General features: G+C 72.8%; 11 protein-coding genes. 4 read left to right on the forward strand and 7 right to left on the reverse strand.

Annotation, left to right across the window (positions count from 1 at the left end; genetic code table 11):
- Window positions 1-13 precede the first annotated feature (13 nt).
- The 4 genes from CLV43_RS07435 to dgoD form a co-directional block, all read right to left on the reverse strand.
- On the reverse strand, window positions 14-1009 hold the full coding sequence (locus CLV43_RS07435; protein WP_106186309.1) for an ABC transporter permease: 996 nt from the start codon (window positions 1007-1009) through the stop codon (window positions 14-16).
- Complete coding sequence (locus CLV43_RS07440) at window positions 1006-2502, reverse strand: sugar ABC transporter ATP-binding protein (protein ID WP_106186310.1); 1497 nt, start codon at window positions 2500-2502, stop codon at window positions 1006-1008. The genes CLV43_RS07435 and CLV43_RS07440 overlap by 4 nt, the downstream gene beginning before the upstream one ends.
- Window positions 2499-3623 (reverse strand): substrate-binding domain-containing protein, encoded by a 1125-nt coding sequence (locus CLV43_RS07445; RefSeq protein WP_106186311.1) that lies wholly within the window; start codon window positions 3621-3623, stop codon window positions 2499-2501. Before CLV43_RS07445 ends, CLV43_RS07440 begins: the two co-directional genes overlap by 4 nt.
- 132 nt (window positions 3624-3755) lie before the next feature.
- Window positions 3756-4904, reverse strand: a complete 1149-nt coding sequence (gene dgoD / locus CLV43_RS07450; protein ID WP_106186312.1) for a galactonate dehydratase — start codon at window positions 4902-4904, stop codon at window positions 3756-3758.
- Between the two features lie 50 nt (window positions 4905-4954).
- Here dgoD and CLV43_RS07455 point away from each other — a divergent pair, with 50 nt between their 5' ends.
- Genes CLV43_RS07455 through CLV43_RS07465 form a run of 3 tightly spaced genes read left to right on the forward strand, consistent with a single transcriptional unit; the run spans window position 4955 to window position 7478 of the window.
- A complete protein-coding gene (locus CLV43_RS07455) occupies window positions 4955-5677 on the forward strand; it encodes a FadR/GntR family transcriptional regulator (protein ID WP_106186313.1) in 723 nt (240 codons plus the stop codon).
- 1 nt (window position 5678) lies between these two features.
- Window positions 5679-6446, forward strand: coding sequence for an SDR family oxidoreductase (locus CLV43_RS07460; protein ID WP_106186314.1), 768 nt, complete (start codon window positions 5679-5681; stop codon window positions 6444-6446).
- Window positions 6447-7478: an alcohol dehydrogenase catalytic domain-containing protein gene (locus CLV43_RS07465; RefSeq protein ID WP_211304275.1), complete on the forward strand. Its 1032-nt coding sequence runs from the start codon at window positions 6447-6449 to the stop codon at window positions 7476-7478.
- Here the strand turns inward: CLV43_RS07465 and CLV43_RS07470 are convergent.
- From CLV43_RS07470 to CLV43_RS07480, 3 genes are all read right to left on the reverse strand, one after another.
- On the reverse strand, window positions 7465-8907 hold the full coding sequence (locus CLV43_RS07470) for a PepSY-associated TM helix domain-containing protein (protein WP_211304276.1): 1443 nt from the start codon (window positions 8905-8907) through the stop codon (window positions 7465-7467). The two genes, CLV43_RS07465 and CLV43_RS07470, sit on opposite strands and share 14 nt — an antisense overlap.
- Window positions 8908-9001: 94 nt before the next feature.
- Complete coding sequence (locus tag CLV43_RS07475) at window positions 9002-9772, reverse strand: class I SAM-dependent methyltransferase (protein WP_170155730.1); 771 nt, start codon at window positions 9770-9772, stop codon at window positions 9002-9004.
- 63 nt (window positions 9773-9835) lie between these two features.
- On the reverse strand, window positions 9836-12679 hold the full coding sequence (locus CLV43_RS07480) for an AfsR/SARP family transcriptional regulator (protein ID WP_106186316.1): 2844 nt from the start codon (window positions 12677-12679) through the stop codon (window positions 9836-9838).
- A gap of 181 nt (window positions 12680-12860) precedes the next feature.
- Here CLV43_RS07480 and CLV43_RS07485 point away from each other — a divergent pair, with 181 nt between their 5' ends.
- Window positions 12861-13238, forward strand: coding sequence for a hypothetical protein (locus tag CLV43_RS07485; RefSeq protein WP_106186317.1), 378 nt, complete (start codon window positions 12861-12863; stop codon window positions 13236-13238).
- The last annotated feature ends 71 nt before the right edge of the window (window positions 13239-13309 follow it).

Below are 13309 nucleotides of genomic sequence, written 5' to 3' on the forward strand. Positions count from 1 at the left end.
TTCCTCCCCAGGATCATCGCCGGTCCCGTTCGGACCCGCGGGAGCGCAGCCGGTCGGTCACGACGGCGACCGCGAGCACCGCGCCGAGCACGATCTGCTGGTAGTAGGGCGAGACGTGCAGGATCACCAGGCCGTTGTTGATGCAGACCAGCAGGATCGCGCCGAACGCGACCCCGAGGACCCGGCCGACGCCACCCGCGAGGCCGACCCCGCCGATGACCGCCGCGGCGATGGCGTTGAGCTCCCACCCGGTGGCGATGCTGGGCTGCCCGACCGTCAGCCTGGCCGTCACCAGCACGCCGACGGCGGCGGCGCACGTGCTGCTCACGACGTAGGCGAGGACCACCCGGCGCCGGGTGCGGATGCCCGCGAGCCGGGCGGCCTCGGCGTTGCCGCCGACCGCGTAGAGCTGGCGGCCCTGGTAGGTGCGTTCGAGGAACAGCCACGCCACCACGCACGCGCCGACGAACAGCAGCGTGGGCACGGGGACGCCCGCGAGCCGGTACTGCGCGATGCTGGTGAAGACCGAGCCGACGCCGTCGATCGGGAAGCCCTCGGTGAGCGCGAGCGCCGCGCCGCGGGCCGCCACGAGCGTGACCAGGGTCGTCACGAACGGCGGCACGCCGAGCACCGTGACCGACAGGCCGTGCAGGACGCCGATCACCGCACCGGTGACCAGGGCCAGTGCGATGGCGAGCACGTCGGGCAGGCCCGCGTGGACGTTGAGCCAGGCCGACCACACGCCGGACAGCGCCACCACGGACCCGACGGACAGGTCGATGCCGCCGGTGATGATGACGAAGCTGACGCCGAGCGCGAGCAGCCCGTACTGGGCCAGGTCCACGCCCATCGTCTGCAGGTTCGACACGCCGGCGAAGTTGCCGTTGGCCAGCGCGAAGACGGCGAAGACCACCACCACGGCACCGACGACGCCGATCTCCTTGCCGCGCAGGAAAGTGCCGCCGAGCGCGACCTCCACCGGCGGGACCTCGGTCCGCAGCGGGGTCACGATGCCACCCCTTCCGAGTTCGCCGCCGTCATCAGCGCGTGCTTGCTGTAGCCGGACCGCGGGATCGTGGTGACGAGCCGCCCGCCCGCGAGCACGGCGGTGCGGTGGGCCAGCCGCATCAGCTCCTCCAGCTCGGAGGAGGCGATGACGACGGCCGTGCCGCGGGCGGCGAACGACTCGACGAGGTGGTAGATCTCGGCCTTCGCGCCCACGTCCACGCCGCGGGTGGGCTCGTCGAGCAGCAGCAGCCTCGGCTCGGTCGCGAACCAGCGGCCGAACACCGCCCGCTGCTGGTTGCCGCCGGACAGCGTGCCGATGGGCTGTTCCTGCGTGGCGCAGCGGACCTTCACCGACCGGCGCACCCCGTCGGTGAACGAGCGTTCCGCGCGCGGGTCGAGCCACGAGCGGCGGGCGATGCGCGGGAGGGCGGCCAGCGAGATGTTCCAGCGGACCGGGGCGAAGGGCAGCAACGACTGCCGCTTGCGGTCCTCGGGCACCAGGCCGACACCCGCGCGCACGGCATCGGCGGGATGTCGTGGCGCGTAGGGCTTCCCGGCCAGGGTCATCGTGCCGCCGGTGGTGCGCACCGCGCCCATCAGCGCGTGGACCAGCCTGCTGCGCCCGGACCCCATGAGCCCGGCGACACCGACGATCTCGCCGCGGCCGACGTCGAGGTCGAGCGGACCGATCCCGGCCGCCTCCAGCCCGCGCACGGTGAGCACGGGTCCGTCGCCCGGCGGTGGCGGGTCGCCCTCCACGAGGACGTCGGCCTCGTCGCCCGCCATCGCGCGGATCATCGCCTCGGTGGTGGCCCGCTCGGGCGTGAGGTCGGCGACCAGCCGCCCGTTGCGCATCACCAGCACCCGGTCGGCGATCTCGCGGACCTCGTCGAGCCGGTGCCCGATGAAGATCACCGCCCGGCCCTGAGCGGCGAGGTCCCTGGCCACCCGCAGCACCCGGCGCGACTCGACCGGTCCGAGCGCGGACGTGGGCTCGTCCAGCACCAGCACCTTCGGGTCGCGGCCGAGCGCCTTGGCGATCTCCACGAGCTGCTGCTGCGCGACCGACAGCCGAGAGACCGGCTGGTCGAGCGGCACGTCCGCGCCGATCAGGCCCAGCACCTCGCGCGCGGCGCGTTCGGTCGCCCGGCGGTCGAAGACCACCCGCCCGGAGCCCGCCCGGCGGCCGAGCATCAGGTTCTCGGCCGCCGACATCTCACCGACCAGCGGGAACTCCTGCGACACCGTCGCGACGCCCAGCTCCTGGGCGTGCGCCGGGTCGCCGTTGCGCAGCTCCCGGCCGCCCAGCTCGACGTGCCCGGCGTCGGCCGCCGTGGCACCGGTGAGGACGCGGACCAGGGTGGACTTGCCCGCCCCGTTCTCACCGAGCAGCGCGACCACCTGCCCGGCGGCCAGGGACAGCCGGTCGACGTGCAGCACCTCGACGGTGCCGTAGGTCTTGCGCAGCCCGGTGGCCTCGACCAGCCCCCTCACGAGGTCACGCCCAGCTTCTTCAGGTCGTCGAGGTAGGTGGACAGGTTCTTGGCGGTCACCAGGCCGATGCCGGAGCTGAGCGTCGTGGCACCGTCCTGGTCCTCCAGGTAGGGCTTCAGCAGCGCCGCCGTGGCCTCCTCGCCGAGCACCTTCATCGCCGCGAGCAGGTACACGCCGAGGTATCCCTGCTGGTAAGGGCGTTGCAGGACCATCGCCTGGACGGTGCCGTCGCGGACGAACCCCACGGTCTTGGGCTCGGCGTCGTCGGCGACGACCTTCACCTTCCCGGACTTGCCCGCGGCCTTCACGGCCTGGCCCGCGGCGGGGCCGTCGTAGGACCAGACGGTGTAGATCCCGGTGAGGTCGGGATTCGCCTGGAGCGCGGTCTGCGCATTCGAGAGCGCTTTCGAGGGATCGGCGTCGTCGTTGAGCGTGTCGACGATTTCGATTCCACTCCCCTGCAGTGCCTTGGTGAATCCGGCGATGCGCTGGGTCGCATTCGCGGCGGTCAGGGAACCGGTCAGAATGGCGACCTTCCCGGATCCGCCGAGCAATTTCCTCATCGCCTCCCCGGCCTGCCGACCGGCCTCGGTGTTCGGCGTCCCGAGGTACACCGTCGGCTTGGGCGTGCCGGTCAGCGGCGAGTCGATCGCGACCACGCCGATGCCCGCGTCCTGCGCCGCGCCGACCGGTCCGCGCACCGCCGCCGGGTCGACCGCCGAGACGGTGTAGCCGTCGACCTTGTCGGCCCGCAGGGTGTCCAGAATGGACAGCTGGGTGTTGAGGTCACCACCCGCCGGAGCCTGGAAGTCGGCCTTGACACCCAACTTCCTGGCCGCGTTCTCCATCCCGGTGCGCCCTTCGGCCCAGTAGGCCGACGGGCTGTTGATCACCATGGCGACCCGGACGGCGCCGACGTCCTTGCCCTTGAGCGCGGTCTCGACCGCCCCGGCCAGCTCCCCGAGCTTCGCGTCGTTGAACTCGGTGGTGCCCTCCAGGTCCGCGGTGGCGGCCCCGGCGTCGCGGGTCGCGTCGTCGGCTGCCGACGTGCACCCCGCGAGCAGGAGGATCGTCACGGCGCCGATGGCCGTGGCGGTTGTGCGGACGCGACTCCAGATCATGTCGAACTCCTTTGTTGCACCACGCGCACACCCTTGTGCGAATTGAGCACGCTGGAGCGAACAGTGCGCGGGACCCCGATGGCAGTCAAGATTTCCACCGGTATTCGCCTCCTTTGTTGCGCCCTGTGCACATCACCATTCCGCGAAAGACTCGTCGGGGTGGTTCCAGGTCGGCGTCCGCCACTGCCCGCCGCGCTCGTGGGCACGCCGCACCGAGCCCTCGTCGATCTCCACGCCCAGCCCCGGCCCCGTCGGCCGGGCCACGTACCCGTCGGTGAAGGTGAAGACCTCCGGGTTTGCCACGTGGTCGAGCAGCTCGGCCGTGCGGTTGTAGTGGATGCCCAGCGACTGCTCCTGGATGAGGAAGTTGGGCGTCGCGAAGTCGACCTGCAGGCACGCCGCCAGCGCGAGCGGCCCCAGGGGGCAGTGCGGTGCCAGGACCGCGTCGAACGCCTCGGCGAGCGCGGCGATGCGCCTGACCTCGGAGATCCCGCCGGCGTGGGCGAGGTCGGGCTGCACGACGCGCACCCCGGCCTGGAGCACGGGCAGGAAGTCCGTGCGGGAGAACAGCCGCTCGCCGGTGGCGATCGGGGTCGTCGTGGCCTCCACGATCCGGCGCAGGTTGGTGTGGTTGTGGCCGGGCAGCACCGGTTCCTCGACGAACAGCGGCGCCAGCGGTTCGAGCGCCTCCACCAGCCGGGGCGCGGCGGCGGATCCGACCCGGCCGTGGAAGTCGACGGCGAAGTCGCGGTCGTCGCCGAGCGCCGCCCTGACCTGCCCGGCCCGCTCGACGACGGCGGCGACGTCCGCCGCGGTCGGGATCGGCGGGAACACGGCGGTGGCGTTCATCTTCACGGCGGTCATCCCGGCTGCGCGCTGCGCGCCCGCGGCGGCGGCCACGTCGTCCGGGGAGTCGCCGCCGATCCAGCCGTAGACCCGGACGCGGTCGCGCACGTGGCCGCCGAGCAGCTCGTGCACCGGCACGCCGTGCAGCCGTCCGACGACGTCCCACAACGCCTGGTCCAGGGCGGCGACGGCGGAGGACAGGACCGGGCCGCCGCGGTAGAACCCGCTCTTGGTGAGCCGCTGCCAGTGGTCCTCGATCCGGCGGGGGTCGGTGCCCACGAGCTGCTCGGCCAGCGCCGCGACCGCCGCCCCGGTCACGTCGGCGTACCCCTCCAGGCCTCCCTCGCCCCACCCGCACACCCCGGCGTCGGTCGACACCTTCACGAACATCCAGCGGGGAGCCACCTGGAACGACTCGACCTCCGTGATGCGCATACCAGCCCCTTCGCTAGAGTATGATTAATCATACTTAAACTGGAGGCTCTGTGAACCCTCTGCGTGACCGCGCAGGCTCCGGCCTGCACGCCCGAGTCGTCGACGCCCTGGGCAGCCGCATCGCCGACGGCGGGATCCCGCCCGGCTCGGTGCTGTCCACCGAGGCGATCGAGCGCGACCACGGCGTGTCCAGGTCGGTCGTCCGCGAGGTCGTGCGCACCCTCACCGGGCTGGGCATGGTGGAGGCGCGGCAGCGGGTGGGCACGACGGTGCTGCCGGTGTCGTCGTGGGACCTGCTGGACCCGAGGGTGATCGCCTGGCGCGACGAGGGTCCCGACGCCCTGCGCCAGCTCGACGAGCTGATCACGCTGCGGGAGGCGCTGGAGCCGGTGGCCGCCCAGCGCGCGGCGGCGAACGACGACGGGTCCACGGCCGCGGCCCTGCGCGAGCACCTGACCCGGATGGAGGCGGCGTTCCGGGCGACCGACCCGCGCGGGTTCGCCGCGGCCGACACCGCGTTCCACGAGGCCCTGCTGCGCGGGGCCCGCAACGACGTGCTCAGCCAGCTCGTGCAGACCGTGCTGGCCACGCTGCACGCCCGGTACTCGGGCCACCGGTTGTTCAGCGACGACACCGCCGCCTCGCTGGAGCGGCACCACGACCTGGTCGACGCCGTCGCGAGCGGCGACGCGGCACGGGCCGAAACCGTGTCGCGGGCGCTCGTGCGGGCGGCGCGGGTCGAGGTCCTGGGCGACGACAAGGGGAAGCACTGACATGACGTCCTTCGACCTGACCGGCAAGCTCGCGCTGGTCACCGGCTCGCGGCGCGGCATCGGCCACGCCATCGCGCGCGCCTACCTGATCGCGGGCGCCCGCGTCGTCCTGAACTGCCCGGACGCCGACCGGTTGGAGCCCGCCGCGGCCGAGCTGCGCACGCTCTCGGCGCCGGGCAACGTGCTGACCAGCGCGTTCGACGTGACCGACGAGGCGGCCGTCGAAGCCGCCGTCGCCGAGCTGACCGCCGAGCACGGGTGCCCGGACATCCTGGTCAACAACGCGGGCATCCAGATCCGCGGGCCGCTGACCGAGATCCCCGTCGCCGACTGGCGCAAGGTCGTGGACGTCGACCTGACCAGCGCGTTCATCGTCGGGCGCACGGTCGCGCGCGGCATGGTCGCCAGGGGCAGCGGCAAGATCATCAACGTCTGCTCGGTGCAGAACCACCTGGTCCGGCCCACCACCGCGCCGTACGCGGCGGCCAAGAGCGGCCTAGGCGGGCTCACCCGGTCCATGTGCGCGGAGTGGGCGCGCAGCGGCGTGCAGGTCAACGGGCTGGCGCCGGGCTACCTCGACACCGACCTCAACGCGAGCCTCGTCGGGGACGCGGAGTTCTCCGCGTGGATCACCTCCCGCACGCCCGCCGGTCGCTGGGGCGAGGTCGAGGACGTCACGGGCCCCGCCGTGTGGCTGGCCTCGGCCGCGTCGGACTTCGTGAACGGCCAGGTCGTGTACGTCGACGGCGGCCTGACGGCGGTGATCTGAGTGGCGGTCATCCCGGTGGGCCGCGCCCTGACCGTGCTCGGCCCCGGACGGCTGGACCCGCGCGAGTGGCCGGAGGTCGAGCCCGGTCCCGGCGACGCCGTGGTCGACGTCGCCCACGGCGGGATCTGCGGCTCGGACGTGCACTACTGGCAGCGCGGCGAGGTCGGCGAGTCGGTGCTGCGCGACCCGATGGTGCTCGGCCACGAGGTCGTCGGCACCGTCCGGCACGCCGCCGCCGACGGGTCAGGGCCACCGGTGGGCACGCCCGTGGCGGTCCACCCGGCGCAGACGTGCGGCGTGTGCCCGCACTGCGCGAACGGCCGGGCGAACCTGTGCCCGGAGCTGCGCTACCTGGGCAGCGCCGCCCGCCGCCCGCACACCCAGGGCGGGTTCGCCGAACGGCTCGTCGTCCCCACCGCCCGGCTCACGCCCGTGCCGGACGGTCTCGACCTGCGCACGGCCGCGCTGGCCGAGCCCGCCTCAGTGGCCCGGCACGCCCTGACCCGGCTCACCGGCGGACTCGACGGGCTGAGCGTGCTGGTCACCGGCGCGGGTCCGATCGGGCTGCTGACGGTGGCGCTGGCGCACCTGGGCGGAGCCGCCGAGGTCGTCGTGACGGACCTGTTCCCCCGCCCGCTCGACCTCGCCCTGCGGGTCGGGGCCACGCGTGCCGTGCCCGCCGGAGAAGACCTCCCGCCCGTGGACGTGGCGTTCGAGTCCGCGGGCTCCCCCGCCGCACTGGCAGGCGCGCTGCGGGCGCTGCGGCCCGGCGGCACGCTGGTGCAGACCGGCCAGCTGCCCTCGTCCGGTGTCACCGCGCCGTTCCACCTGGCCGTGACGCGCGAACTCACCGTCACCGGGTCCAGCCGGTTCGCGGGCGGGATGGCCGACGCGTTGTCGACCATCGCCGCCCACCGGTCGCTGTTCGCGCCGATCGTCTCGGCCGAGTACTCCCCCGCCGACGCGGAGGCGGCGCTCGCCGGGGCCGCCGACCCCGCCGCGTCGAGCAAGGTCCTGCTCAGCTGGCCGTGACCTCCTCCGCCGACGGCTTGGCGCGCGAGCGGACCAGGCCGATCACGCCGTCGAGAGCCAGGAACGCGAGCAGGCTGATCCCCAGCAGCGGGATCGCCAGGCCGATCGCGATCAGCACCAGCGGGGCCGGGATCACGAACCACAGCGGCAGCCGCGACCACGTCCCCCGCTTGGGCGCCGAGCCGAACGGCGCCCGGCGGTCGGCGCGGGTGGGGCGGCGCTGCCACCACATCCGGTAGCCGAGCACGATCATCGTCAGGATCGACGCGGCCAGCAGGAAGAGCACGGCCTGGTTGGCCACGCCGAACAGCACACCCATGTGCGCCTGGATGCCCAACGACGACAGCTTCGCCAGGAACGGGCGGTCCGACCAGTCCGACCGGGCGGTGATCGTCGAACCCGCCGGGTCGACCGCGACCTTGTCGAGCCGGATCGGCCAGGTGTTGTCGACCTGGGCGGCCGACCACGCGGTCCCCGGCTCCGCGGGCGTGGTGATCTCCAGCGGCCCGTCCAGTCCCGCGCCCCGCGCGGTGTCGAGCACCCGGTCGAACGCCAGCGGGTCGACCGGACCGGTCGACCCCGTGGTGCCGCCGTGCTCGGCGTGCTCACCGGACCCGCTGGCCGCCGCCCCACCGCCCGGCAGCGCGGTGTCGAGCACCGGCGCCTTCGCGTCCAGCGCCGTCAGCGCCGCGGTGAAGTTCTCCCCCGCGTACGTCGACCAGGTCAGCCCGGTGGCCGACAGGAACAAAGCGCCGAGCAGCACCCACACGCCGATGCTCGCGTGCCACGACCGGGTCCGGCGCACGCCCTTGGCGCCCTTCTCCGGCACCAGCAGCGCCCTCACCCGCCGTCGCGCGTTCCGCCGGCGGCCCAGCCACAAGACCAGTCCTCCCAACGAGATCACCCACAGCCAGCTCGCCGCCAGCTCCGAGTACAGCGTGCCCGGCACCCCCAGGTTCAGGTTGCTGTGCAGGTTGTCCAGCCAGGTGGTCGCGGGCGTGGAGCCGAACCAGGTGGTGAGCTGCCCCCGCACCCGCGCGGTGTAGGGGTCCACGTAGACGGTCTTGCTGTACTCCTCGGCCATGCCCGGCACCGCGAACACCACGCGGGTCGTGGCGTCGGGGTCCTCGGCGACCAGCACGCTGGTGACGGTCCCGTCCGGCAGGTCGGCCCTGGCCGCCGCGACCTGCTCGGCCAGCGGGCGCGGCGTCCCCTCGGCCGAGGACACCGCCAGGACGTCGCCGTAGAGCACGGAGTCGATCTGCGGCGCCAGCGAGAACAGCATGCCGGAGATCGCGGCCACCAGCAGGAAGGGGCCGACGAGCAGACCGGCGTAGAAGTGGAGCCTGCGCAGCAGGGGCACCACCGACAGTCGGTCCGGACGGGTCGACTCGTCGGTTCTGTCGACCTCGAGTGCGGGAGCGGACATGGAGCACCTCATGCAGGGAGCGGAGTGAACGTGACCCAGTAGTCGTCCGCGGTCCCCGTTTGGTTCCCGGCGAGTTCCGGCCACTCCATCCGGGTCAGCGCACGGCGACCAGCACGTGGTCGTCACCGGCCTGCCAGAGCACCCCCACCTCGCCGAAACCGGCGCGCAGCAGCGCTTCCCGGTGCCAGCGCGCGCTCAGGCCGTTCCCGTGACCACTGCTCGTGCCGCGCAGCTCGTCCGGGGTCAGCACCTCCGCCAGGTCCGGGTCGGCTCGGACGCCGGTCCACCAGGCCGCCCACTCCTCGTTGTCCACCACCCCGGCCCGTTCGGCCCGCCGGTCCCGGACGACCACGGCCAGCTCGCGCACCGCGGGCTGCTCGTCGGGCAGGTGGTCACCGTTGACGAAGACCCCGCCGGGGCGCAGGACCGTGGCGAGGTCCGCGTAGACACCCGCCAGGCGTTCGGGGTCGAGCCAGTGCAGCGCCGTGGTCGACACCGCCGCGTCCCACTTGGCCCCGACACCCAGCGCGTCCACCCAACCCGGCGACCCCAGCTCCGCGCGCACGTACTCCACCGCCGCCCCGTCAGGCCGGGTCGCGCGGGCGAGCGCGAGCAGCAGCGGATCCACGTCCACCCCCACCACCCGCGCCGACGGCAACCGCTCGTGCAGCCGGGTCGTCAACGATCCGGGTCCGCACCCGAGATCCGCCACGACCGGCGCCGCGACGTCCCGGCAGACGTGCGCGACGACGTCTCCGATCACCCGGAACCGCTCCTCGCGATCCGCGATGTACCGCTCCTGCTGACGATCCCACCTCTCGACCCACGTCCGCGCGACGATCCGGTCCACCTCGGGTTCGGCCATGTCCGGTCCCTCCTGCTGTGCGGCACACCGAACCTACTGCCAATTAGTTGCAATAGCGAGGAATCAGTCTGACCGTTCGACGCCGGTGGCCTTGACGAGGTCGCCGAGTTGCCTGCGGACGCGCTCGACGTCTTCGTCGCGACCCTGTTCGCGGTACAGGTCCAGTGCTTCCTGCCATGTCTCGCGAGCCTGGGTGTGTTCTCCCAGTGCTGCGTGGGGGTGGCCGAGGTTGTCGAGGGTGTCGGCGATCTCGTAGGTGTTGCCGAGGGTGCGGTACAACGCGAGGGACTGGTGGTAGCGATCGATGGCCCCCAGGTGTTCGCCGGTGCGGTGGGCGATGAACCCGAGGCTGTCCAGGGTCGCTGCCTCGCCGTCCGGGTTGTCGTGCTGCCGGTGCAGGGTGAGTGCGGCCTGGCAATGGTCTCGGGCGATGTCGAGGGCACCCAGGCGGGCGGCGTACCAGCCCACTTGGTTGAGGGCGTCGGCCTCCCACGATGGCTGGCCGAGAGCGCGGTAGAGGTCGAGGGCGTGCCGGGCGTTGTCCAGGGCCTGCCGGTCGTCACCCTGTCGCGCCCAGGCAGCCGCGAGCGCCTCGTGGGTGTGCGCTTGTTCGGCGGTGTTGTGGTCGCGCGTGGCGAGGTCGAGCGCCTGTTCCAGGTGCTTCGTCGCCTCTTCGTGCAGGTCCGACACAGAGCAGATGTTGCCGAGGCTGCGGTGGGTGCGGCTGCGGATGGTGGGGTCGGGGAGGTGGACAGCGGCATCCAGGGCGGCTCTCCATCCGGCGAGCGCGTCGCGCAGGTGCCCTCGTCTGAGGTGGAAGGTGTCCAGCGCCCAGGTGAAGTGCCAGACCACGTCGTGGCGGCCGAGGGCGGCGGCGGCACGCTGGGTGGCGAGAAGGGTGGCGTGCTCGGTCTCCAGCCAGGCGAGTGCGACCCCGGCGTCGGGCAGGGGGTGTGGGTGGACGCCGGGCGCGGGCGGGTTGGGCCGCAGGAGTGGACCGTGGGGGTTCAGGAGGCGGTCGGCGGCGAAGGCGGTGTGCAGGTGGAAGTCCACCACCCGCACCAACGCCGCCTTCCGCATGTCCTCGGGCAGTTCGTGGCCTGTGGTGGCGGCGTAGGCGCGGACCAGGTCGTGCATCGCGTACCGGCCGCCTGGTCGTCGTTCGAGCAGGGACGCCTCTTCCAGTGCTGTCAACGCTTTGCGTGCGCGGGCCGGAGGCAGGTCAGTGAGGGCGGCCACGGCGGGCAGGGTGGTGTCGGGGCCGGGGGCGATGCCCAGGAGGGCGAACACGGCGCGCTGTTCGTCGGTGAGGCGGCGCAGGGACCAGGACAGCACGGTGGGCAGGCTGGCCGTGGGGTCGGTGTTGTGGTCGAGCGTCTCCAGGCCGAGCTCGCGCAGCTCGGCGGCGACTTCGGCGAGCGGGATGCCGGGGCGGGTGACGGCGTTGCGGGCGGTGATCGACAAGGCCAGCGGGTAGCCGCCGCCCAGTTCGACCAGCTCGTCGACCGCGTCGGGCTCCGCCGTCGTGCGGCTCGTGCCCAGGCGCGCGGACAGCAGCGCGGTGGCCTCGTGTCGGGTGAGCACGTCCAGTTTCAGGTGGTGGGCGCCGTGCCGGTCGATCAGGGAGGCGAGTCCGGTGCGGCCGGTGACCAGCACGCCGCAGGTCGGGCTGCCCGGCAGGAGCGGGACGACCTGGTCGGCGGTGGCGGCGTTGTCCAGCACCACCAGCATCCGCCTGCCGGCGACCAGGCTCCGGTACAGAGCTGATCTGGCGTGCGGGTCGGTGGGAATCCGGTCCGGGACGACGCCCAGTGCGGTGAGGAACCCGAACAGGGCGGCGTCGGGGGTGACCGGCTGCTCGGTGGGGTCGAAGCCGCGCAGGTCGGTGAACAGCTGCCCGTCGGGGAACCGCTCGGTGTTCCGGTGCGCCCACGCCAGGGCCAGGCAGGTCTTGCCGATCCCACCTGCACCGCCGATCGCGGAGATCATCACCGTCGTGCCGGTCCCAGGCGGTGGCGCGTCCTTGTCCGGCTGAGCCCCCAGCACCTCGTCCAGGCGTGCCAGTTCGGTACCGCGACCGGTGAAGGACGGTGGCGGCGCGGGAAGCTGCCGGGGCACCGGCACCACCACCGCCGAGCTGTCCCCGGTCGTGACCGGGTGCGGCAGCAGGGAGGGGTCGGCGTCGAGGATGCGCCGATGCAGGTCCCGCAGTGCGGTGCCGGGTTCGGTGCCCAGTTCGTCGACCAGCCGGTCGCGCAGCCGCCGGTAGTGGGCCAAGGCGTCGGAGGTGCGTCCGGCGCGGTGCAGGGCCAGCATGAGCTGAGCCGCCACGTGCTCGTCCAGAGGCCGTTGCGCGGTGCGGGCGGACAGCGGGGCCACCAGGTCCTCACCGTGCCCGAGGCGCAACCGGACGTCGGTCAGGTCGCACTCGGCGGCCAGGTGCTGGTCGTGCAACCGGTCTCGTTCGACCGCGGCCCAGTCCCCCGCGATTCCGGTCAGCGCCTCTCCACGCCACAGTTCCAGCGCCTGCTGGAGCAACCGCACCGCCTGCCGGTCGTCACCGGCGCGGGCGCGGACGCACAGCTCGCGGAACCGGAACAGGTCGACCGCGGAGCGCTCGACGTCCAGCGCGTAGCCACCGGAACGCCTGGCGATGACCGTCTTCCGGGCGTCGGTGTTCGGGTCCACGAGCAGGAAGCGCAAGCGCGACAAGTAGTTCAGCAACGTCGCCCTGGCCCGCTGTGGCGGGCGGTCTCCCCAAACCCGTTGTACCAACCGATCCACCGGAACCACCCGGCCCGCGTCCACCGCCAGCGCGGCCAGCACGCAACGCTGCCGAGCAGGCCCCAGATCCAGGGCACAGCCCTCGACCAGCACCTCTATCCCACCCAGAAGAACGAATTCCACCTGTCGGTTCCCCAGTCACGAGTTCCCGCGCGCGACGTTCCCGCGAACGGTGATACCAGCACTGAGCAGGCGATTGTTGGGAAACGCGGCAGATTCACGAGGACGGCGGCACACAGTGGGGACACGCCGTAGTCGACCCCCGCACCTGGTGGTCACGGCGAACACAACGGAGGCAACTGACATGTACTCGATGCTCGAGAAGGTGTACCTCACGGCGGCGCTGGTGAGCGCGGCGGCCAGCTTCACGCCCGCGTCGACCAGCGGGCCGGTCGGTGCCGGCAGCCCGGTGACGATCATGGCCACGTGCGGTTCCAGCGGTAGCGGGAACACCGGCGGCGCGGAGGCCAAGTGGACGGTCCGCTGCAACTCCAGCCAGATCTGGATCGAGGGGTGGGTCAAGGACACCGTGGCCGACGGCAAGTGCGGGTGGGTCACCGCCCTGTACGCCGACGGCAGCACGTGGGAGAGCAACCGGGCTTGCCCCAAGGGCAACAAGGACACCTTCAGCTCACCGCCGAGGAACGGCAAGCTCATCGAGGCTTCCCTGCACCAGGGCTGATGAGCGATCCGAGCGCTCGGGAACTCGGCGCGGCGGACCAGCGCTGACGGCAACGGTCCGGCACACAGGGG

This window comes from Umezawaea tangerina (assembly GCF_003002815.1).
In the GTDB taxonomy this organism is placed as follows: Bacteria; Actinomycetota; Actinomycetes; order Mycobacteriales; family Pseudonocardiaceae; genus Umezawaea; species Umezawaea tangerina.

Coding starts and splice junctions, on each gene's coding strand:
- CLV43_RS07445 (WP_106186311.1), bottom strand. CDS start 3,623: ATGATCTGGAGTCGCGTCCGCACAACCGCCACGGCCATCGGCGCCGTG.
- dgoD (WP_106186312.1), bottom strand. CDS start 4,904: ATGCGCATCACGGAGGTCGAGTCGTTCCAGGTGGCTCCCCGCTGGATG.
- CLV43_RS07460 (WP_106186314.1), top strand. CDS start 5,679: ATGACGTCCTTCGACCTGACCGGCAAGCTCGCGCTGGTCACCGGCTCG.
- CLV43_RS07470 (WP_211304276.1), bottom strand. CDS start 8,907: ATGTCCGCTCCCGCACTCGAGGTCGACAGAACCGACGAGTCGACCCGT.
- CLV43_RS07475 (WP_170155730.1), bottom strand. CDS start 9,772: ATGGCCGAACCCGAGGTGGACCGGATCGTCGCGCGGACGTGGGTCGAG.
- CLV43_RS07485 (WP_106186317.1), top strand. CDS start 12,861: ATGTACTCGATGCTCGAGAAGGTGTACCTCACGGCGGCGCTGGTGAGC.